This window comes from Nonlabens sp. Hel1_33_55 (assembly GCF_900101765.1).
In the GTDB taxonomy this organism is placed as follows: Bacteria; Bacteroidota; Bacteroidia; order Flavobacteriales; family Flavobacteriaceae; genus Nonlabens.
In genome coordinates, this window is the sequence record NZ_LT627735.1 from 1208809 (window position 1) to 1230504 (window position 21696).

The window sequence follows — 21696 nt, forward strand, 5'->3', positions numbered from 1 at the left end:
ATACTAAAAAGCCCGACTGAATAGTCGGGCTTTTTTATTGCTACATTTTGATCTTTATTTCACAATCAGCTTACGTGTGGATTTGAGATTGCCATCACTAACAGCAACAAAATATACTCCAGATCTAAGATCAGAGATGTTAACTCGCTGATTGAATCTACCGTTATTATTGAACGATTCATTTTTCACCATCTGGCCTAGCGTGTTGTACAACTGAATTGTAACATTATTACTAACAGAGGTCGCATTAAAAGTTATATTGACAAAATCATTAGCTGGATTAGGAAAAATGCTAAGCCCTGCAATTTCTTCTGAACTTGTGGATGCCGTTGCTTTTGTTGCGCCGTTGACTAGTAAACTATAATTTTGAGGATTGTCCAGAACACCTTTGTGAGTGATTTCTACTCGATAATTTCCTGCTGGAGCATTGATATGAATGATTTCAATATTATCTACGTTATTAACTCCTGTAGTTGCTCGGCTTCTAAATCTTTCAACATCTAGTTTATAAGGAAAAAACTCATTTCCTTCATCATCTACTACCTTCAAATCTAGATCGTTGATTAAAACAGGAGTAGTGTCGTCAATCGTATATTCACTCTTAACTTCACCTGGTAAATCTGTCCATGAAAGTGCGAATGAAATACGCTCAGTGTCAACTGCCGTAAATGTTTCAGTCAATGATTCTTGATCGGCAAGTTCTTTTTCTTCTATAACTCCTAAATTTAAATTGCTAACGTTCAACAACATTTCAGCTGCGGCTTCTACATCTAAAAGTCCCCATCCGAAACGGTAATCGGGACCAGGAGTGTTACCAGCTTCTTTAGCAGTAAATAACACTAAACCCTTGATTGTTGCAGATCTCATGAAAGATTCAAACAATTCATTATATAACTGATGTAATAACATTAATCCACCAGCTACCATTGGAGAAGACATTGAGGTACCCTGTAATACTGAATAGGAAGTGTTGCTTTGATCACTAGTACTCAAAACACTAACACCTTTAGCAACTAAGTCAGGTTTAATTCTTCCATCGTCAGTTGGTCCCCAAGAGCTGAAATTAGACATCGTAATGTTTGATGGATCATCATTATCTGTTGAACCAGTTACAGCACCAACTGTGAGGGCATTTTTAGATGTTGTTCTATCTGTCAATAAATCATATTCTGCCTTGCCGCTATTATAATCTTTACCTCTATCATTACCTGCACTTACGACTGGTAAGTAATAGGGATTAGCATCTGTAATGGCATCAAAATCTCTAGCTGAAAAATCGTATTGTCCAAACACTTCCAACTCTGTATCTACTGTTACTTCTCTTCCATAAGAGTGGTTTGAAATTAATAATCCATCCTGTGCTTGTTCCAACATCTCATTAACATCATTATCAAATCTAAAGCTTTTCAATCTACCACCAGGTGCCATCCCACGCGCATCTGCACGACCATCACCTGATGCAATCATTGTTCCTCCAACATGAGTACCATGACCACTAACAGATTTATCAGCTTCTCCATATCTTACTCTTCTATTAAATTCTTGATGATTTTGAAGAACGTAACCACCATCCCAAATTCCTGCCGTTATACCACTTCCATCGATATCTAATCCTAGGCTGCCACCAGAATAAAGCTGATTTGCACCTATCATTTCCGCTCCTTGGGTGTTTGTAGTGATTATAAAAACTGGATGACCATTTTCATTGATTCTTTCTAACCACCTAGATGATTCTTCTAAGTTCAAAGATTTTGCTAAAAAGGGATTGTTCTTTAGATACAAATCAACCTGCTCTTGATTTGTTTCAAAATCCAAAGTCAGCCTTTTTTCTAATTGAGCGTTTTTATTCTGATCAGATTTTGAAGATATTTCCTTAAGTTCTAATTCAGATTGAGCAAATAGTATAGAACAAAATAAGAAAACAGTAAGTGTGAGTATTTTTTGAAACATATAGAATTTTGTTGATAAATAAATGCAAAGAACCATATTATAAAAAATATCTTTGCTCTGCGATTTGAGTTCGCAATTTAATAGAATAGCTTACAATTTTTATACCATCTCAATATATTTTTAGTTGGTTAAACGATTTAACAAGACAAAATGAAGTTTATAGTATCCAGTTCCTATTTACAAAAGCACCTTCAATTACTAGGTGGCGTGATAAATAATAACAACACGTTGCCTATTCTTGACAATTTCCTACTGGAATTGGTAGGTAATGAATTGAAAGTCTCTGCATCTGATATGGAGACTACGATAATCAGTCGATTAAACGTTGAAAGTCAAGATGACGGTCAAATTGCTATTCCTGCTCGGTTACTATTGGACACATTAAAAACTTTCCCTGAACAACCATTGACCTTCCATGCAGAAGGAACGATGATGACGGTAAGTCACGATAAAGGAAAGTCTGAGATTGCTTGTGCTCCTGCTGAGGAGTTTCCTAAAGCAGTTCAATTGCAAGATCCAAGCAGTACTTCTGTAATGGGAGATACACTAGCTACAGCTATTAACAAAACTATTTTTGCCGCTGGTAATGATGACCTAAGACCTGTGATGAGTGGTGTATTCTTCCAATTTGCCAGTGATTCATTGACGTTTGTTGCAACAGATGCACATAAGTTAGTGCGTTATAAGAGAGAAGATGTAACTGCCAGCCAGACTGCGGAGTTTATAATGCCTAAGAAGCCACTTAATCTTTTAAAATCCATACTTCAGGGAAGTGAGGCTGATGTCCTTATTGAATACAACGAGAGTAATGCTCAATTCACTTTTGAAAATACAACCATAATTTGCCGATTAATAGACGGAAAATATCCCAATTATGAAGCCGTAATTCCTAAGGAAAATCCTAATAAACTTACTATTTCAAGAACGCAATTCTTAAATAGTGTGCGACGAGTGAGTATTTTCTCGAATAAAACCACTCACCAAATAAGACTCAAGATGGCTGGAGCAGAATTAAACATTTCTGCTGAAGATCTTGATTACAGCAACAAGGCTGACGAACGCCTAACTTGTGATTACCAAGGTGATGATATGCAGATTGGATTTAATAGCCGTTTCCTAATTGAAATGCTTAACAACCTGAACTGCGATGATGTATCTCTAGAGATGTCTTTGCCTAATCGTGCTGGTATTCTAACACCTGTAGACGGACTGGATGAAGGTGAGAATGTTACCATGCTTGTAATGCCGGTAATGCTTAACCAATAGATTGAGTTTTTATAAAACAAAAAAGTCCCGTTCAAATGATTTGAACGGGACTTTTTAATTTAAGACAATGCTAATTATGCATGTTGTCTGTCATGTTTTCCTTCTTTCAACTCTTCAACGATCTTCTTGTTGAAAGCTGGAAGATCATCTGGATTTCTACTAGTGACAAATCCCTGATCTGTTACAACTTCTTCATCTACCCAGTTCGCTCCAGCATTTTCAAGGTCCTTGCGGATTGTGTGATATGAAGTCATTTTTCTTCCTTCAACAACTTCTGCGTTAATTAGTGACCATGGCCCGTGACAAATGGCACTAACTGGTTTTTTCTGCTTAAAAAAATCCTTGATAAAAGAAATGGCATCTTCATTAGTTCTAAGACTATCTGGATTGATGACACCTCCAGGTAACATCAATGCGTCATAATCACTAGCACTGACTTCACTTAATTTTTTATCTACCTTATATGATTTGGACCAATTACCATCTGCCCAGGCTTTAATTTCTCCACCTTCTGGACTTACTATATGTACGGTTGCTCCTGCATCTTCAAATGCTTTTTTGGGGCTGGAAAGTTCGCTTTCCTCAAATCCGTTAGTTGCTAATATTGCTACGTTCTTATTCATGATAGTTGTTTTTTGATTCGTTACAAAGATGAAGATGAATCTGCCCAAGGGAGCGTTAACAAATCAAAAGGCTAACTAAAGAAAGTGGTAAAGTTGTAAGAAACTTCTTAAATGAAGTTAATATCTATCGGCTATGATTTTAAGGTGATGCTTCCAGTGGCCACAAATTACAAATGGAATGGATCTTACTGACATTGAGTTACCATTACCTACGCCTAGATTATTAAGCGATTCTGCAGTTGCAGTTTCGAATAAATCTAAAGTTGAAGCTCGAGTTATCTCTATGGATGAAATTAAGTTCGCTTTCGCGAAAGCGAAATCCCGCAAACCACGAACATATAGATCTTGGTCAAAACCGGGTAAATTAGTTGCATCTCCTCTCATAAAAGATAAGGCTCTGTAAAAAAAGATGCGCTCTGTATCAATGCAGTGCATCAAGAGTTCTCCAATGCTCCATTTATCTGACGCATAGCGATGATCCAGTGGCTTTTCAAGATCCTTGATGAGCGATATAATCTCATGTAGATTATCCCTAAGCAGAAATAGCATATCGCTTTCCAGCGGTATGCTATCAATGTATGGTTCGTAATAAGCTGCGTATTCTGACGGCCTAATGTCCCTGCGGAATATCATTATAGATCCTGAAATACTTTGTGTAGCAGCCTTTTCTTATCGTTGATGCTCTCCTCAAGACTAATCATGGTCTCTGTGCGGCTTACTCCATCAATATCATCTAATAAGAAGATGATCTTCTTTGCATGCGTAGTATCTCTTGCTCTAATTTTACAAAATATGTTGAATTTGCCTGTAGTGATATGTGCCACGGTGACGTAAGGAATCTCTGCAATACGCCCCAATACAAATTGTGTTTGACTGGTGCGATCAAGATATACTCCTATGTAAGCAATGAAATTATAACCCAACTGATGATAATCCACTGTAAGTGAAGAACCATGGATAATCCCTGATTCTTCCATCTTTTTCACTCTCACATGAACCGTTCCAGCGGAAATATTTAGTCTTTTGGCAATGTCAGTAAAAGGTGTTCTGGTATTTTCAATCAACACATCAAGAATCTGCTTGTCGATCTCGTCTATCTTAGCCCTCATTTTTTTTAAATTTTAATACAAAATAAAAGATAACGTTGATAGATTCCTAATAAATTTGAAGAATTAATGATTATTTAATGAAAGAATTGATTTTAAGTGATTCTGAAGTAACCATCATATCCTGAGATATTATTAAATCATTTTCAAATTCTTGATTATGAGACACATCGATTATTTTGTGACCATATAAAATCTTAGGATCATCGATTACATAAATCATTGGAACGAATTCTAAATGATCATTTACGACTTGCTCATGATACATTATTGCAATATTACGTTTTCCTTTTACAGATGGTAGATTCAAAAGCAATACGTCTGTATAGTTTTTAGCGACTTCTGGAATAGCAAAATAAGACTGTGTAATCTGGTCAGTATCTTGCTTATCCATTTTAGCTGAGTTCTCTATAACTGTAATTAAGGAAGCCTTGATCAATTCTACTACTCTACTCCTATCATAATCATTACCAGCATGGCCAGCTTCAAATAGAATAGTTGGTATATCTAATGACTGGCAGTAATCACCCCAACAATTTATATTAAAAGAATCATCATAACGGCCAATGGCCGCAGCTTCCAGTGAACCCAATTCGGTTGCGATTGCATTTATTAATTGCATTGACCTTACTCGAGACTTAGTAATAGACTTTTCAGGATCTGCTGAAGGAGTCAAAAAAGATAATTGACATGGTAGGACAGATTGCTCTACACCATAAATGGTTCTTTGACCGTGAAGATTTAATGCAAGGTCGGGTTCAAAAAAATCAATAACGTCCTTTAATATGACACTTTCAGGCTGGCTCAACTTCTGTGCGTCACGATTGAGATCCACATTGTTTGCATTATTCCTTGTCCAATACTGAGCTCCATCAGGATTTAAAACAGGAATAATGTATAATGAGCAACTCTTTAAAATCTCAAACAATTTTTCTGATTGAAGCAGTTCAATTATTGCTCTTGTTGTTGAAGATTCATTGCCGTGCATTTGGGACCATGCCAAGATTTTGAAATCACCATGACCTAAGCGAATTCCAAAAATGGATCGGTTTTCTACAGAAGATCCTAAATAAGAGAAGGAATAAAAATCCTGCGGAAGCTTCTCTATAACTTCCATCAACACTTTTTCATAATGCTCATAAGAATAGTAGCGATTCAACTTTATCAGTGGGTGATTCATGCAAGAATAGATTTAATGTAAAAATACGTGTTGTCATTGTAAAACGGAGCGCAAAACCGATGTTTACAATCGTAAACAATCAATTATTTACAATTGTAAACAATAGATCAACTAAAAATGTTTATTAATGTAAACAGAATCCTTACGGTTTTCGAGCGAGAGGTAATCCAACATCAAAGAATCGTCTAATGGGAAGTTTTTAAATATTATAATCGATTATAATCAGCTTATTACACATCTTCAAGTAACCTAAAGGTTTATGTTTAAAGGTGGTCAATTATATAAGGACACAAATATTTCAATCATATGTTGACAATTGGAAACATCAATTAGACCTATATTTGGTTATCTTTGTAAACATGGTAAACTCAGAGGAATTTTCGAAGAGATTAGAGCTCATAATGGAGCATCACGACCTCAACGCATCCAGTTTTGCAGAGCAAATTGGTGTTGGTCGTAGCTCCATTTCACACATACTTTCTGGAAGAAACAAACCGAGTTTAGACTTCGTCTTGTCCATTCTAAAGAACTTTGATGAAGTAGATCTCTATTGGTTACTGAATGGAAAAGGCACCTACCCTAAAAGTAAATCGGCTCCAATTGTAGAAAATTCCAACACCCAAGAATTGACAAAAGAGAAGTCAACTACAGTAAACAAAAGCGATGCTGTCGAAGAATCTGATACAGATAAAACAGCTGAACCAATAGCTGAAAAGTCAGATACACCTCAATCTCATTTTTTAAAAAAAGGGAAAAATATATCAAAAGTAATTTGGTTTTATGAAGACGGTACTTTCACAGAGTTTATTCCCAACCCTTAATTTTAGATAACGTCAAGATCAAAGCTCTTGGAAAGCATTTTCTTTAATCGCTTTAATTCATGTAGCAATTCTGCACGATGTATTTTTGTAGTTGATCTTTATAATAGGATCACCTTACTATAATATTATTCTTCTATGCGTCAATTTGTATTCCTACTGCTCATTACTTTCTGTATCACGGCTTGCTCAAATTATAAAAACACGAGAGAATGCGACGATTTTAGAACAGGAACGTTCGTTTGGGAACAAGATTCAGGTGGGAATTTATTGAAAACCACATTTGAACGAACTGAAAACATACAGATAGAAACCTTTGAAGGAGTAACGGATACCTCGAGAGTAGAATGGATCAATGCTTGTGAATGGCGCATTATACCTATCAACCCTAAGACTAATGCAGATAGCCGTGCTTATCTCTTCAAGATTCTCAATACCAGTAAGGATAGCTACTCTTTTGAATTTAAGCAATCTGGTCGTGACCAGATTTATTACGGTACTGCCAAAAAACTTGACTAATCCCAGTATAAATAAAAAAGCGCCAGAGTCGTTCTCTGGCGCTTTTTTTTGGCTATTCAAATAAATCTAAACTTGAAAACAATTTATAATCAAAGCGTTTTGGCTAAAAAACTGCTTAAAATTCGTTTTCAGCTTTCTGACCATAGTATGTTTAAATAGTTTAAGATTAAATGAAATAGAATTTAGTTATGGTATTACTTTAGGCGTAACTAACCTATTTTCAGTAAATTAAACTAAAGGATTATTTCCGGGAAAGAATTTTATTTTGTTCTTCCATTAATTCTTTTAAATCATTGAGTAATTCAATGTCCTTTGGAGTAACCACTTCTGGATTTTTAGGATCCTGTGCTCGATTGCGCAGTTTGTTCATGAGTTTAATCACAAGGAATACGGTAAAACCAATGATTACAAAGTCAATGGAAACCTGTAATAGCTCGCCATAGCCTATTGCGATTTCTTCTGTTCCAGGTGTAGGCGTCGTACCACTACCGCTAACGGCCTCAACGCCTTCTCGCAGCACCCATTTGCGATTTGCAAAGTTGACATCATCCGTGAGCATTGATAAAGGAGGTAAGAAAACCTTGTCGACAATAGTGGTGACCACATTATTGAATGCCGTTCCTATAATTATACCAACGGCCATGTCGATCATGTTACCCTTGACCGCAAACTCCTTAAATTCAGTTAATAAACCCATTTTTTACTCTTGTAATTCTTGTTTTTAGTAAGTTCCGCTTTCGCGAAAGCGAGTTCAAAAATAAACTTTAGTCTTTAAAACAAACTTCCTTGTCCCTTGTCATCGATAGGTGAATCATTCTTTGAATCCTTGTTATTCTCGGTGCTGTTCTCTTTAGGATCGCCATTATTCACAGTAGTTTCCTCTTCGTCATTTTCTTCAATGACTTCTACGTCTTCTATTTCTGGAGTCTCATACGGCCGTGGATCAAGTAAATTGATTTGCTTTACCTTTTCCTTAGTCAGCATGTTTCCTTGCGCTGTAATACCTTTAATGCTTATAAATTCTTCCAACTCAATCTGGTCATTAGGTGGTTGTTCCTTGCCTCTAGGTTTATTGTAAACGATTTCGGCAACTGGAAGGTGGTCGGTAGAGATAATTTCCAAGTAAGATTTTTCATGATCAGAAATGAAAACTTCTTCCCGATCCTCGTTTTCTATAAGGAAACGCTTGACGTAGAACAGCTCCTTTTCACCATTAAAATAAATCGCACTAATGGGTTTGTTTGGAATCCATTTTTCAAGAACGATCATATCCTCGTCAAAACGTGCCGTAACTTCTGGAATGATTGTTTTGGCTATTCCTTTTTGGTTGATAATTAGAAGTCTGTCTTCTCCTTTGAATTCGCCCAGCAACTCGCCACGACCATCAACATTGATGCGTTGTACGGTCTCATCAAACCAGATCTTACGAGGTTTAAGCGTACTAACACCTTCTTCCTTAAGCTCAACTTTTTTGATATTATACTTTGTGACTAGATTACCCTTACTGGATCTTCCTTTGATCAAAATATCGCTGAAGTCCAGATCCCATTTGAGCTTCTTGATACTTCCCTGCTGGCGCAAATTGATCGTCACGATCTCTGCCTCACCATTAGGATTTGCACTAAAGTAATGAACGCTTGTTCCCGCCTTTCCGTACCCTACATTATATTCCCTATCTCTAGTCATACTGGTAACAGCAAATCGTTTCACGTAGCTAGGGCCTGTTTTCCCATCGCGATAGATCAAATTGTAGATCGTACGCTTATCCTTCTTTTTAAATACAGCAACGTGGAGGATATCCTTACCTATGAAGGTTTTGGAATCGACCTTAGTGACCATCATGGTTCCTGCTTTCGTGAAAACGATAATATCATCAATATCTGCACAATCACAAACGTATTCATCTCGTTTTAAGCTGGTTCCAATAAAACCTTCTTTACGATTGACGTATAGTTTTGTATTTCTAATAACCACTTTACTAGCAACAATGTCATCAAATGCCTTGAGCTCTGTCTGGCGCGTGCGATCCTTGCCGTAGTCCTTCTGGAGTTTTTTGAAATACTCAATGGTAAACTCTATAAGATTCTCGAGATTCTTTTTGAGCTCTGCAATACGATCCTCAAGAGCTTCAATCTTTTGCTGAGCCTTATCAATGTCGAATTTCGAAATTCGCTTGATGCGTATCTCTGTCAACCTCACTATGTCATCCACCGTAACAGCACGTTTCAAATACTTGATATGAGGCTTTAAACCTTTATCAATAGCGTTTATCACGCCATCCCATGTTTCTTCTTCCTCAATATCACGGTAGATGCGGTTCTCAATGAAAATGCGCTCCAGAGAAGCAAAATGCCACTGCTCTTCCACCTCATCCAGCTGAATCTGTAGTTCCTGACGGACGATCTCTACCGTATGATCGGTACTGCGGCGTAGCATTTCTGTGACGCCCACGAACAGTGGTTTATTATCTTCAATCACACAACCCAACGGTGATACGCTTACCTCACAATTTGTAAAGGCAAAAAGTGCATCCATCGTTTTGTCTGGTGATAAACCAGGTGGTAGATGAATCTGAATCTCAACCTCTGCAGCTGTGTTATCCTCAATCTTCTTGATCTTGATTTTGCCTTTATCATTGGCTTTGAGAATGGAATCAATAAGAGAACTAGTAGTCGTGGAAAACGGAATCTCTGTAATAATGATGGTACTCTTGTCCGGTGAGTGCATCTTAGCACGCACGCGCACCTTGCCACCACGCATTCCGTCATTATAGTTCGAGACATCTGCCTCACCACCAGTTGGAAAGTCTGGAAACAATTTAAAACGCTTGCCTTGCAGGTGTTTGATGCTGGCATCAATAATCTCATTGAAGTTGTGCGGCAATATCTTGGTACTCAAACCTACAGCAATACCTTCTGCACCTTGTGTGAGCAGTAAGGGGAATTTAACTGGTAGGTTAATAGGTTCCTTGCGGCGGCCGTCATAACTGGCTTGCCATTCGGTTATTTTGGGGTTGAAAAGTACCTCTAGGGCAAACTTAGACAATCGTGCCTCTATGTAACGAGAAGCAGCCGCTGGATCGCCAGTAAGGATATTTCCCCAATTTCCCTGCATATCGATCAACAGGTCCTTCTGCCCTATTTGCACCATGGCATCACCTATGGAAGCATCACCGTGCGGGTGATATTGCATGGTGTGACCTACAATATTAGCCACCTTGTTGTACCTGCCATCATCCAGATCCTTCATGGACTGCATGATACGACGTTGGACTGGTTTAAAACCATCCTCAATGGCAGGCACGGCACGTTCTAAAATGACATAACTAGCATAATCCAGAAACCATTCCTTATACATGCCAGTGACACGTGTAATGGTTTCTGTGGCTTGTTCTTCAAAGCCGTTTTCCAGATTTTCTAATTCTTCGTTTTCGTTTTCCTCGCTCATGCTGATTTAAAATCTATCTGGTTTGCACTTCGTTTTCAGTGAAGTTGGCGGTGATGAATGGGTTTGCTTCTCTTAGAATAACTAATAGTTCAGTTGCTCTTTGGCTTTCTCGAACCTCGCTCAGGTTACGTTGTTTACCGTTACTCAAAACTAGATAAAAAAGAGAGCTACTGACAGAGCTTTGTTTAACTTGTTTGATATCAGAAATTGGTAATTCGCTTCTGAAAGTCTTTTTGATCAAAGCCCAAACGAGTACTGATATACTCGTGAATAATAGAGCCAAAGAAAAGTATGTAATAAAATCAGGCTCTTCATTCCTGCTACCTACGATTGTGAGAACAAGACTAACGATTGTCAAACCAACGGCGATAAAAGGCATAGCTAAAACGAGCGGACTCGAGTCCGTCATTTTTAGTTTACCCTCTTGTATTTTGTAATGTTTCACTTCCTCTAATTCAATTTCTTCTTTGCAGTCAATAAACTAATCATAAACCAAATTAAAGCTACAACCTTTAAAATCAGTCCGGCAGCCAAAATTGTGTTGCCGTTTACTAATGCTTCTGCCCCAAAACCCCAATGCATGATCTTGAATAATGCACCAACAATTATTAGAAAGATGGCAGTTATTAAGATGAATATGATTCCTTTATAATTCAAACTCTCCTTTAGTTGCTTTTGTTTTTGGTAATCTACTTTCACTTTTCATGCTTTTATTATAGCCTTACATAGGTAGTTCTTCCTCTACCACATCCAACTCCACCTTCAAATTATCAATGATAAATTCTTGTCGGTCAGGTGTGTTTTTACCCATATAGAAACTCAATAGTTCCTCAATACTCATATTGTCATCCAGCATGATGGGATCTAATCGTATGTCGTCTCCTATAAAGTGGACAAATTCGTCTGGGCTTATTTCACCTAGTCCCTTGAATCGTGTGATTTCTGGGTTCTTACCTAATTCTGCCATAGCTTCCGCACGTTCTTGTGGCGTGTAGCAGTATCTGGTTTCTTTCTTGTTGCGAACTCTAAATAGCGGAGTTTGCAAGATGTATAAGTGTCCTTTCTTTATCAATTCTGGAAAGAATTGAAGGAAGAAGGTGATCAACAATAAACGTATGTGCATTCCATCCACATCGGCATCTGTGGCAATCACGATCTTGTTGTATCGCAGGTCTTCCATGCTGTCCTCTATATTGAGTGCCGCTTGAAGTAGATTGAATTCCTCATTTTCATAAACAATCTTCTTGCTCATGTTGTAGGAATTCAAAGGTTTACCACGTAGCGAAAACACCGCTTGTGTATTCACATTCCTACTTTTCGTGATCGATCCACTCGCACTATCACCTTCCGTAATGAAAAGAGTACTGTCCAGGTGCATATCTTTTTTACTATCCGTTAGATGCACGCGGCAGTCGCGCAGTTTCTTGTTGTGGAGGCTGGCTTTTTTAGCACGATCTTTTGCCAGTTTTCTAATTCCACTTAACTCTTTACGCTCACGTTCTGCTTGAATAATTTTACGCTGGAGTGCGTCAGCAGTCTCTGCATTTTTATGCAGATAATTATCCAGCTGCGTACCTATAAAATCATTAATAAAGGTTCGAACGGTTGGCAAATCGCCGCCCATATCTGTAGAACCCAGTTTAGTTTTGGTCTGTGATTCAAAAACAGGCTCCATCACCTTTATAGCAATAGCACTTACAATGGATTTACGTATGTCACTGGCCTCATAATTCTTGCCATAATATTCACGTATCGTTTTCACGATGGCTTCTCTAAAAGCCGCCTGATGCGTTCCACCTTGGGTAGTATTCTGTCCATTGGCAAACGAGTGATATTCTTCAGAATATTGGGTTTTGCTGTGGGTCATCGCAACCTCAATATCATCTGCTCGCAGGTGAATGATTGGATACAGTCTATCAGATGCATTGATGTTCTCGCTCAACAAATCCTTCAACCCATTTTCAGAGAAAAACTTCTCGCCGTTGAAAATAATGGTCAATCCAGGATTGAGGTACACGTAGTATTTAAGCATACGCGCCACATATTCTGGGCGGTATTTGAAATTCTTGAAAATCTCATCGTCCGGTATGAAAGTGATTTTGGTTCCCTTACGACGGCTGGTCTCGTCCAGCATTTCCTCGTTGGTAAGCTCACCACGCTCAAACTCTGCACTGGCGCTTTTTCCATCACGAGTGGACTCAACCCTAAAGTAATTTGAAAGTGCATTCACCGCCTTGGTTCCTACTCCATTCAATCCAACCGATTTCTTAAAGGCGCGGCTATCGTACTTCCCACCGGTATTCATTTTGGAAACCACATCCACCACTTTTCCTAGCGGTATACCGCGACCGTAGTCACGAACAATAACGCGCTCGCCTTGTATGGAAACCTCAATGGACTTACCCGATCCCATCACATACTCATCGATGGAATTATCAATAACTTCCTTCAACAAAATATAGATTCCATCATCTGCACTGGAACCATCGCCCAGTTTCCCAATGTACATTCCAGGACGCATCCTAATGTGCTCCTTCCAGTCCAGCGACCGTATATTATCTTCAGTATATTTAGTTTCCTCGCTCATTTGCTCTCGTGTGTCCTAGCTTGAAATATAATAAAGGTTGTTGGTAGTTCGCTTTCGCGGAAGCGAAACTAATCAACAGAAACGACCCCTAAATTGTGGATAATTACCAACCGTTGTTCAAACCTTAATATAATTATTTGGGCGTTCCCAGCCCGCTTGTGGCGGGATGGTCGGGCTTTACGTTACAATCTTTGACCACTCTACCGTGTGATCAAAGGATTTTCACTTCAATCCCTAACGCAATTTGAACTAGAGATAAAGTACTGCCATAAATCAATACTTACATATTTAAAAGATAACATTGAGGAGTAGAAATGTTGGATAAACGTAGTATTAACACAATGCGATGCAAGTTTGCCTATTTTTACCCATTTAAAGATCCTATCATGAAACATATTGTCTTGATTCTCGCATTAGCACTGATATCCTGTAATAATTCCAATTCTCAAAACCAAAAAATGGAAGATGATGGCCTCACAACTTTCTATTTTATACGCCATGCCGAAAAGCAGGACGGCGCAGATCCAGAGTTGACTGCCTATGGAAAACAGCGCGCTACAGAATGGGTCAATTACTTTATGCTCAAGGATGTAGATCACGTGATATCATCTGACACTCAACGTACACAATCCACTGCTGAGCCACTCGCACGATCCAAAAAACTTGACGTAGAAACCTATGATGTGAGCGCAGTAAATGGTAAGACATTATTAGAACAATATCGTGGTAAAACCGTGGTGCTTTATGGTCACAGTAATACCATTAATAAATATGCAAACGACCTCCAACAGGATCAAAACTATGGCGAGTTGGATGATGCAGATTTTGATCACTTTTTCATTGTGAGAATTGATGAAAATGGAAATACCAATGCGGTAAAGGAATCAATGCAATTTGATATTGATTAATGGAATCCCAACCTAACAATCCACTGCACGGCGTTAAGCTGGCGGATATTGTAGAGCAACTCGTGGAGCATTATGGCTGGCATGAGTTGGGCGGCAAAGTTAGAATTAACGCTTTTAATACAAATCCATCCGTAAAATCCAGTCTCAAGTTTTTACGCCGCACACCTTGGGCGCGCGAGAAAGTTGAAGAATTATATCTGGAAACATTTCACGGCAACAAGTAATTCTTTGTGGAACAATAATAAAAATTGATAGCTTACTTAGTATTTACTTGGATTTTAGCCTTTCAACATTTCCGGTTTTCAAATCTTTGAGAATGTCTGAAGATGAGTTCGCTTTCGCGAAAGCGATACAAAATTCAAACTCCAGTAAATTTCTTTAGGCGATTCCTGCTATCTGCGATTTAAAGGAATATGCTTACCTCTTAAGAGTAAAGTGAGCCCTGAAATCACGCGGTGCATCAGCTCCTATAGGAATATAATTGATCCTGAACCAGTAGTCTGACGATGGCATCAACTCGCCAATGAACGTTCCATCCCAAGAAGGATCTGTAGAGTTTAATTGCTTGAGCAGCTTACCGTAACGATCAAATATATAAATGCTTGCATCTTGATTTTCCTGCAATCCAGATATTCTCCATAGATCATTGAATCCATCGTTGTTGGGAGTGAAAAACTTAGGATAACTCAATATATAAACGACTTGAGTCTCCTCACCACAACCATTTCTATCCCGCACGGTAACTTCATATCTACCGTTATCGAGGTTTTGAAAAACTCCGTTTCCCTGCCATACACCATCACCTATACTAAATTCAAGGTCTCCATCACCGGTTGCAGTGGCCACGATCATTTGATCTTCCTCAAAGTCACTTGATGTTGTCTCTACAGTGAGAGTTGGAGGTTCTTTGCGTACGGCAGTGGTACTATCTTCAAATTCACAACCTGTAGCATTAGAGGTTGCAACAAGTCTGTACTCTCCAGAGAAAATGACTTCAATGGAACTGGCCGTCTCGTTATTTATGAGATCATTATTGTAAAACCATTGAAAGGAATGTGCAGCTGCATCAAGTCCTGATTCCAATATAGGTGTTTCTAGTATCACATTACCATCTTCATCTGTACAGACGATGACCGTATCAGGCAGGTTGAACTCTGGTAAGGGGTCGACCGTGACCACAACATCTGTGCTGCACCCATTATCGTCTACGGCTGTAATTAGTGTAGAACCAGCAATGAAACCTGAGACAAGTCCATCTTCATCAACACTTGCTATAGAGGTGTCTGAAGAACTCCACTGCAATGCAGAGCTACCTCCAGAAAAAATCAACTGTAACTGTTGGTTTTCACACACGTTGTCAGGAGTTTCAATAACTATGTGTTCTGTTACGGTAATGTCGATACTACCATTACAACCTATAGCGTTTGTAAATGTTATTGTCGTAGTGCCTGGTGCATTTGACGTGACCAGACCTACTCCATTGACAGAAGCAATGGATGGATCGAGTGATTGCCACATATCGCCAGGACTAGGCAAAGCCACTGTAGATAGTTGACTGGTTTCATTCAAACAGAGAACATTCTCACCGGTGATGGATGCATCTGCAGCAATATCCACTAGAATTGTATCCGTACATCCAGCTTGAGTGGTATAAGTAACCATGGTAGTTCCAACAGATATTGCTGTTAATAATCCGCTTTGGTCAATCGTTGCAACTGCAGGGTCAGAAGATATCCACGGATCTGTTGTTGATGGTGACCCGCCAGCCGTGAAAATTGCCTGACTGTCAAAGCAAACTATCTCGGGACCATTAATAGCTGGTTGTGTGGATACAGTTAGATCTATCGACACATTTCCTTCACAACCACCTTCTTCAAAATAGGTGATTACTGTTGTACCGGCCGTGATTCCGGTTACCAGGCCATTGTTATCAACGGTCGCCACACTTTCATCTGAGGATGTCCAGGGCAATGTTGAAGATGGAACACCAGACCCTGATAACTGGGTGGTTTCCATTTCACAAATAGCAGTGCTGCCTGTTATCTGCAGCGTGTTATCAATAATGAGATCCAGCGTATTGCTTTGCAGACATATCTCATCAGATTTTATCAGGATTCTATAGTCAGAACTCAATTCAATGCCATCTGGTATGGTACAGTTGACTGTACCACCAGTGGCGGTCTGATCTGATCCTATAATGACGGCATTGCTAAAATCCCCTTGCTCATCACTCAAAATGACCTCAAATAAAGATGAAGATGTAAATGTTCCGAACAGTTCAAATTCAATGTCAAAAGAATTGCTATCACAAAAGTCGGGCGGAGTTTCGAACTCATTCAAGCGAATGTTCTTTAATAAATCAGGATAGACGGATAGAAAAATCTGACCATCTTGCGAGTATACTGCCACAATATCGTCAGTGAACGGATTGCGAGCGATATTATGACTTTCGCCTGTAGCAATAATCACAGGATCACTAAAAGTGGTTCCTTGATCTGCACTTATTTTCATCTGCAGCTCTCCGTTTCCAGCTTGATATCCATCAATTAAAGTACCGGTATTATCTGCAAATAGAGTTCTTCCCTGAACGTTTCTTGAGTTTTCTGCGAGTGCTATAGGTAGTGTCATTCCAGTCTCGACATCCAGACGGTATCCGGCAGATCCTGCTCCACCTGTGAAAATATAAGTACCACAAGGTCCGTCACTCAGTGCGTAGCTAGAAAAAAAGACTTCTCCCGGTGGATTTAATGTTATTTCATTTACAGTATTCCCATTATCGGTACTTACAAAAAGATATAGATTAGGGTCATCTGTGGGTAAAAAGACATTTCCGTTGACATCAGTAAATACATCTGAGTATACAAATGATCTACCGGTAGGTGTTATGGTGTAATCGCCAATGCCTTGATTACTGTTTGAAATTAAAAATCTACCTGAAGTATCGGTTAAGTAAACATTGTTATTGTAATGAGCCATATGAGCGGCACCAAAACTACTATTCGATACGCCTCGAGGCTCTTCAAAACTTTCACCTTGATCTAGACTTCTTGATATGAACAAGCCGTTGGAGATGAAAGACACAAATACGATTCCCTGATCATTTACCATAATGGCAGGTTCTGATCCTACGCTAGCACTTATCTGTAAGCTGGGTAAGAAGGTAGCACCTCGATCTGTACTTTTTGCGACTCGTACTCCTGCACTTCCACTATACACGACATAAATAGTCCCATCAGACGCCACGGCTACGTTCTTGCTGGTGTTTGCCTGTCCTATGCTATTGCCGTTTCCCATGTCACTGACCGCCACGCCGGAAAAAAGAGGTGCCTGAGAAAAACCGGCAGTACCTACCGCTAAAAATAATAGCGAAAGGAGTATTGCTTTAGACGATGAGAAATGATGTAAATTCAAATAATCAGGTTTTGGTGGTTGGTGTATTTGACAATTCTACGATAGATATTTTAGTTCATCAAATTTAAATTTATCATTCTTAACGAGCCCATTTAACACGGCTTTTTCTGAATCAAAGCCCAATGTATGTCGCATTATCTTTAATTCCGTTTGAGATGAAGGGTCAAAGTACTGACTTGTTGTTATTTGTCCTAACACTTAAAGTATAGGTCATCGATGGCTTACGATCATATTGTACTCCTCAAAACTGAACTTACCTTCAAAAAGTTGGATGGACTTCTCTATAATTCTAGCAGCACGTTGTGGCGGCATCCCTATTTCCAAAGCATAGTTGTAAACCATTTTGCGTTCCTGCTCATCAATAACATGATCAGCAAATATGATGTGGAACATCTCATAAAGCCGTCTCATCTGTTTACTCACGATAGTCGTTTTTTCAACAGGGTATTTTTCGGGATTCTCGATGAGCATGGAAAAATCGTCCTCACTGATCTTGAGTTTCTTTGCAATTCCCTTGAGAATGTCCTTTTCTTTATCGCAAATGTCGCCGTCCATGTGTGAGGCAAATACCAATGCAGACATGTGAGCAAACCTTTTACCGTGTTCTTTTGAATCCATAATTGATGATAGTTATTTCGCTTTCGCGAAAGCGAGAACATCAAAGCTCCAGTACAAATCTAAACCTGACATGATAGCAATCATATTCCGCAGGATGGTCCCGCCGTCGGTTAATAAGATAATGAATCCATAGAAATTATCGAGCTGTGCTCAAAGACAGGTAACACTATGGTAAAAATGATATAGTCCTTTACTATCGTTTCATCAAGGTGTAGAGATGTGCCCTGAGACGGTTTTTGTAACTACTGCGGGAACTATCCAAGGGATTGAGATCAAATGTCTCTACCGATTGAATGGTGTAGTCGGACTTTAATGAATCTAGTCTGTCTTTATCTTCTGTAAAATTTGTGAGGATCTGAATCTTGGGACGATCCATCTCACTCAATTCCTCTATGGTTGCGTGAGTCGTTATAGAGCCATAATCCCAATATATTTCAGGAGCAAGTTTATCGATGGTATAAACGGGCACCTGACGGTCAGAAAGGTGCGACACAGAATTAAAATCAGGATTCCCCAATAAGGCACCAGATAAAGGGAAGCCACAGATAATGACGACCATAATAAAAGCAATGGTGAGATGGAAAACCTTACCTAGATGTTGCTTCAAAAGATGAAACCATATTGAAACTCCCACAGCTACTAATGCTACAGATGTTACTACAAAGTAACCTAGATAGTCACTCAGTTTATCACCAAAATACAGATACGCTCCCAAGGGAAATAGGACTCCAATGGTTCCTATCAAACCAAAATTGAAATACACCGGCCATTTTTCCCATTTACTTGTAATATTTTTAAAATTGAGGATGAGATACTCGATATAAAAGGCAGTTGTCATTGCCAGTGGAATCAATACCGGAAGCAGGTAACGGGACTTTTTAGTAGGAATAAGAGACAGCAAAATTACCGAAAAAACGGTCCACAGCAGTACGAAACGATACACCTTAGGGTTGGAAACCTTTTTCTTCAGGTAGGGATAAAACAATGCAACGAATGCCGGTATGGTCCAGATACCGGATTGCGTGAAAAAACTCCAGTAGTAATAGAATGGTTTGAGCTCATAACCTACCCAGCGACCGGATTCTTTAGTGGCAATTCGGGTAGCTTCTGCGGTGTCGTATGCATAAATGTAAATCGCCCACCAGGATGACAATGCAGCGATCACGATAATCATCAATGTGAGCGGCAGCCATTTATTCTTGAATGTGTTGAATTTATAGGTGAAGATATAAGCTATTAGAAATGGTAATAGCAAAGCGTAATGTGAAACTGGACCTTTGCTCATAAATGATAATCCGATCAGTAGCCCAGCAAGTAAAGCGTTGCGATATTTTTTCTCTTGGTCGTAAAAGAAAGAGAACAAATAATAAATACCCACGAGCATGAAAGCATGGGCAAATATGTCCCAAGTGCCGTTGCGTCCAGCAAAAATGATGTAGAAGCTTGTACCAGCGATAAGGCTGGTTAATAGTGAAAGAGATTTGTTTTGAGTCAGCTTTCGCGAAAGCGAGAACATATAAAACAACAATAACAAAGTCACTAACGCCGCAGGTAATCTAAGGGCTGTAATGCTATCCATCCCAAAGATTTCACCAAAAAATGCCGTAAGCCATGTAGGTAACGGTGGTTTTTCATACCGCGCCAGACCATCCATGGTTGTGAGTATCCAGTTCCCATCAGTGAGCATTTCTCTAGCGGTTATGAAGTTGCGCGCCTCCATAATATTGGGGTACAAGTATCCCAGATGCGCTAGGTAAATAGCGATCCACATGATGGTGATGGACCAATAAGGATGCTTATCTAGGAACTTTGTCATTCTTGTCGTTTCAATATAATCATGTTGCGAGCGTATAAAAAGATGCCTAGTAAATGTCCTAAAAATAATACGGGATCCACTCTTATGATCGCGTAAGTCAAAATTAATAGAGAACCCACAAGACTCAATACCCAAAAGCCGAATGGTAATGAAGATTCCTTGTGTTTTTCACTGTAAAACCATTGATACACAAATCTTAGGGTAAAAACTATTTGAGCAATGATTCCCAAGGCCAGCAACCATCCTGGAATGTCGTCGTTCTGGAAAAGCAGCACTCGATCATAAACTTGATTGTTATAACCCACAATCAAGATGAGTACGGGAAAAAGGTAAAGAAACCAACGGATTAGTTTAGGAAAGGATTTCCAACTGCCTTGTAGCTGCATGTTACGTATGTAAATGAAGTAGGTCAATATCTGACCCAGCATGATGGCAAAATCATCACGCAGGTATCCGTAGACGAACAATGCAAACGATGCTAATAGACTAAGCTGCCAGAATAGAACAGGTGTCAAGACACGTTTATTCTTTTCTGAAACGATCCATTGCATTATGGACCGCGCAGAAAATAGAATTTGGGCAGCAAAACCTATCGCATAGATCACCCAATCATTCATGCTTTATCTGCTACCTTGTAATTGATGTATTTTTTCTTCATCCATAGATAGGCGAAGCAATCCATCAATGGACCCAACAACCTATTCCATAACCCGAATTTTGCGGTACCCGCAAGGCGTTCAAAATGTTGAACGGGTACTTGTTTTACTGTTCCATTTTGTAATAAGATCATTGCTGGTAAAAAACGGTGTAGACCTTTAAACATAGGGATGCGCTTGGCATAATCTGCTTTGATAATCTTGAGTGGACAGCCAGTATCATCCATGCCATCATGAGTAAAACTGCGTCTTATGCCATTTGCGATGGTTGACGACATATTCTTTACAAAACTATCCTTGCGTTGTGAACGTACACCTGTAACTAGATCGTATTCATCTATATGTTCCATCAGCAAATCAAAATCCTTAGGACTTGTTTGTAGATCTGAATCGATATAACCTACCAGCGTTGAAGTAGCGTGATCAAAACCAGCTTTAATGGCGGCGCTCAAGCCGTAGTTACGATCAAAATTGATATAATGAAAACGATCGTTTTTTGAGCAAATATCCTTGATCATCTTGAGACTTTGATCCTTAGAGCCGTCGTTGACCAGAAGAACAGATGTCTCTACTTTAGCATTTATTATATAATCATTAAGTTCCTTTTCTACCCTATGTAGATTATCAGCCTCGTTATAGACAGGAACAATAATGGTCAAAGTTTGCAACATGCAGTTGTTTGTTTTTTGGTTGATTTTACAAGGTTAAACATAAAATCTAAAGTAATTTTGAAATCAAGCCAATTTGCCAACTAATAGAGCAAACCTTTTTTAAATTGATATTTAATCTAT

20 protein-coding genes are annotated in these 21696 nt (G+C 39.0%); 5 read left to right on the forward strand and 15 right to left on the reverse strand.

Annotated features, from left to right (window positions below):
• Positions 1-54 precede the first annotated feature (54 nt).
• Positions 55-1950: a S8 family serine peptidase gene (locus BLO34_RS05210; protein ID WP_172823955.1), complete on the reverse strand. Its 1896-nt coding sequence runs from the start codon at positions 1948-1950 to the stop codon at positions 55-57.
• A gap of 150 nt (positions 1951-2100) precedes the next feature.
• On the opposite strand from BLO34_RS05210, the gene dnaN reads away from it, so the two are divergent.
• The gene (gene dnaN, locus BLO34_RS05215) at positions 2101-3216 is read left to right on the forward strand and encodes a DNA polymerase III subunit beta (RefSeq protein WP_090753188.1); all 1116 of its coding nucleotides are present in this window, start codon (positions 2101-2103) and stop codon (positions 3214-3216) included.
• 74 nt (positions 3217-3290) lie between these two features.
• Here the strand turns inward: dnaN and BLO34_RS05220 are convergent, their stop codons facing one another.
• The 4 genes from BLO34_RS05220 to BLO34_RS05235 all read right to left on the reverse strand — a co-directional run bounded on the left by BLO34_RS05220 (position 3291) and on the right by BLO34_RS05235 (position 6125).
• Positions 3291-3839: a type 1 glutamine amidotransferase domain-containing protein gene (locus BLO34_RS05220; RefSeq protein WP_090753189.1), complete on the reverse strand. Its 549-nt coding sequence runs from the start codon at positions 3837-3839 to the stop codon at positions 3291-3293.
• Positions 3840-3956: 117 nt separating this feature from the next.
• Positions 3957-4472, reverse strand: coding sequence for a DinB family protein (locus BLO34_RS05225; protein WP_090753191.1), 516 nt, complete (start codon positions 4470-4472; stop codon positions 3957-3959).
• Positions 4472-4948: an Lrp/AsnC family transcriptional regulator gene (locus tag BLO34_RS05230; protein WP_090753193.1), complete on the reverse strand. Its 477-nt coding sequence runs from the start codon at positions 4946-4948 to the stop codon at positions 4472-4474. The genes BLO34_RS05225 and BLO34_RS05230 overlap by 1 nt, the downstream gene beginning before the upstream one ends.
• Before the next feature lie 70 nt (positions 4949-5018).
• A complete protein-coding gene (locus tag BLO34_RS05235) occupies positions 5019-6125 on the reverse strand; it encodes a M14 family zinc carboxypeptidase (RefSeq protein ID WP_090753194.1) in 1107 nt (368 codons plus the stop codon).
• Positions 6126-6484: 359 nt separating this feature from the next.
• On the opposite strand from BLO34_RS05235, the gene BLO34_RS05240 reads away from it, so the two are divergent.
• Both BLO34_RS05240 and BLO34_RS05245 read left to right on the forward strand, forming a co-directional pair.
• Positions 6485-6946 carry a helix-turn-helix domain-containing protein gene (locus BLO34_RS05240; protein ID WP_090753196.1) on the forward strand — a complete coding sequence of 154 codons (462 nt, stop codon included), beginning with the start codon at positions 6485-6487 and terminating at the stop codon, positions 6944-6946.
• Between the two features lie 135 nt (positions 6947-7081).
• On the forward strand, positions 7082-7462 hold the full coding sequence (locus BLO34_RS05245; protein ID WP_090753198.1) for a DNA topoisomerase IV: 381 nt from the start codon (positions 7082-7084) through the stop codon (positions 7460-7462).
• A gap of 241 nt (positions 7463-7703) precedes the next feature.
• On the opposite strand, the gene mscL is transcribed toward BLO34_RS05245, so the two are convergent.
• From mscL to BLO34_RS05270, 5 genes are all read right to left on the reverse strand, one after another.
• A complete protein-coding gene (mscL, locus tag BLO34_RS05250) occupies positions 7704-8159 on the reverse strand; it encodes a large conductance mechanosensitive channel protein MscL (protein WP_090753200.1) in 456 nt (151 codons plus the stop codon).
• 74 nt (positions 8160-8233) lie between these two features.
• Positions 8234-10909: a DNA gyrase/topoisomerase IV subunit A gene (locus BLO34_RS05255; protein ID WP_090753201.1), complete on the reverse strand. Its 2676-nt coding sequence runs from the start codon at positions 10907-10909 to the stop codon at positions 8234-8236.
• Between the two features lie 13 nt (positions 10910-10922).
• Positions 10923-11354, reverse strand: coding sequence for a hypothetical protein (locus BLO34_RS05260; RefSeq protein ID WP_157686692.1), 432 nt, complete (start codon positions 11352-11354; stop codon positions 10923-10925).
• 5 nt (positions 11355-11359) lie between these two features.
• Positions 11360-11608 (reverse strand): GldL-related protein, encoded by a 249-nt coding sequence (locus tag BLO34_RS05265; protein ID WP_090753204.1) that lies wholly within the window; start codon positions 11606-11608, stop codon positions 11360-11362.
• Positions 11609-11630: 22 nt separating this feature from the next.
• Positions 11631-13496, reverse strand: coding sequence for a DNA topoisomerase IV subunit B (locus BLO34_RS05270; protein WP_090753206.1), 1866 nt, complete (start codon positions 13494-13496; stop codon positions 11631-11633).
• A gap of 386 nt (positions 13497-13882) precedes the next feature.
• Here BLO34_RS05270 and BLO34_RS05275 point away from each other — a divergent pair, with 386 nt between their 5' ends.
• Positions 13883-14404 (forward strand): SixA phosphatase family protein, encoded by a 522-nt coding sequence (locus BLO34_RS05275; protein ID WP_090756457.1) that lies wholly within the window; start codon positions 13883-13885, stop codon positions 14402-14404.
• Entirely contained in the window at positions 14404-14628 is a 225-nt protein-coding gene (locus BLO34_RS05280; protein ID WP_090753207.1) for a VF530 family DNA-binding protein, read from the forward strand. The genes BLO34_RS05275 and BLO34_RS05280 overlap by 1 nt, the downstream gene beginning before the upstream one ends.
• Before the next feature lie 193 nt (positions 14629-14821).
• On the opposite strand, the gene BLO34_RS05285 is transcribed toward BLO34_RS05280, so the two are convergent.
• The 5 genes from BLO34_RS05285 to BLO34_RS05305 form a co-directional block, all read right to left on the reverse strand.
• The gene (locus BLO34_RS05285) at positions 14822-17815 is read right to left on the reverse strand and encodes a T9SS type B sorting domain-containing protein (protein ID WP_157686694.1); all 2994 of its coding nucleotides are present in this window, start codon (positions 17813-17815) and stop codon (positions 14822-14824) included.
• 210 nt (positions 17816-18025) lie between these two features.
• On the reverse strand, positions 18026-18433 hold the full coding sequence (locus BLO34_RS05290) for a TerB family tellurite resistance protein (protein ID WP_157686696.1): 408 nt from the start codon (positions 18431-18433) through the stop codon (positions 18026-18028).
• Positions 18434-18626: 193 nt separating this feature from the next.
• Positions 18627-20249, reverse strand: coding sequence for an ArnT family glycosyltransferase (locus BLO34_RS05295; protein ID WP_090753212.1), 1623 nt, complete (start codon positions 20247-20249; stop codon positions 18627-18629).
• The gene (locus BLO34_RS05300; RefSeq protein WP_090753213.1) at positions 20246-20866 is read right to left on the reverse strand and encodes a lipid-A-disaccharide synthase N-terminal domain-containing protein; all 621 of its coding nucleotides are present in this window, start codon (positions 20864-20866) and stop codon (positions 20246-20248) included. Before BLO34_RS05300 ends, BLO34_RS05295 begins: the two co-directional genes overlap by 4 nt.
• Positions 20863-21576: a glycosyltransferase family 2 protein gene (locus BLO34_RS05305; protein ID WP_090753215.1), complete on the reverse strand. Its 714-nt coding sequence runs from the start codon at positions 21574-21576 to the stop codon at positions 20863-20865. The genes BLO34_RS05300 and BLO34_RS05305 overlap by 4 nt, the downstream gene beginning before the upstream one ends.
• Positions 21577-21696: the final 120 nt, after the last annotated feature.

Coding starts and splice junctions, on each gene's coding strand:
- BLO34_RS05240 (WP_090753196.1), top strand. CDS start 6,485: ATGGTAAACTCAGAGGAATTTTCGAAGAGATTAGAGCTCATAATGGAG.
- BLO34_RS05290 (WP_157686696.1), bottom strand. CDS start 18,433: ATGGATTCAAAAGAACACGGTAAAAGGTTTGCTCACATGTCTGCATTG.
- mscL (WP_090753200.1), bottom strand. CDS start 8,159: ATGGGTTTATTAACTGAATTTAAGGAGTTTGCGGTCAAGGGTAACATG.
- BLO34_RS05235 (WP_090753194.1), bottom strand. CDS start 6,125: ATGAATCACCCACTGATAAAGTTGAATCGCTACTATTCTTATGAGCAT.
- BLO34_RS05300 (WP_090753213.1), bottom strand. CDS start 20,866: ATGAATGATTGGGTGATCTATGCGATAGGTTTTGCTGCCCAAATTCTA.
- BLO34_RS05270 (WP_090753206.1), bottom strand. CDS start 13,496: ATGAGCGAGGAAACTAAATATACTGAAGATAATATACGGTCGCTGGAC.
- BLO34_RS05255 (WP_090753201.1), bottom strand. CDS start 10,909: ATGAGCGAGGAAAACGAAAACGAAGAATTAGAAAATCTGGAAAACGGC.
- dnaN (WP_090753188.1), top strand. CDS start 2,101: ATGAAGTTTATAGTATCCAGTTCCTATTTACAAAAGCACCTTCAATTA.
- BLO34_RS05295 (WP_090753212.1), bottom strand. CDS start 20,249: ATGACAAAGTTCCTAGATAAGCATCCTTATTGGTCCATCACCATCATG.
- BLO34_RS05210 (WP_172823955.1), bottom strand. CDS start 1,950: ATGTTTCAAAAAATACTCACACTTACTGTTTTCTTATTTTGTTCTATA.
- BLO34_RS05245 (WP_090753198.1), top strand. CDS start 7,082: ATGCGTCAATTTGTATTCCTACTGCTCATTACTTTCTGTATCACGGCT.
- BLO34_RS05305 (WP_090753215.1), bottom strand. CDS start 21,576: ATGTTGCAAACTTTGACCATTATTGTTCCTGTCTATAACGAGGCTGAT.
- BLO34_RS05220 (WP_090753189.1), bottom strand. CDS start 3,839: ATGAATAAGAACGTAGCAATATTAGCAACTAACGGATTTGAGGAAAGC.
- BLO34_RS05280 (WP_090753207.1), top strand. CDS start 14,404: ATGGAATCCCAACCTAACAATCCACTGCACGGCGTTAAGCTGGCGGAT.
- BLO34_RS05230 (WP_090753193.1), bottom strand. CDS start 4,948: ATGAGGGCTAAGATAGACGAGATCGACAAGCAGATTCTTGATGTGTTG.
- BLO34_RS05225 (WP_090753191.1), bottom strand. CDS start 4,472: ATGATATTCCGCAGGGACATTAGGCCGTCAGAATACGCAGCTTATTAC.
- BLO34_RS05275 (WP_090756457.1), top strand. CDS start 13,883: ATGAAACATATTGTCTTGATTCTCGCATTAGCACTGATATCCTGTAAT.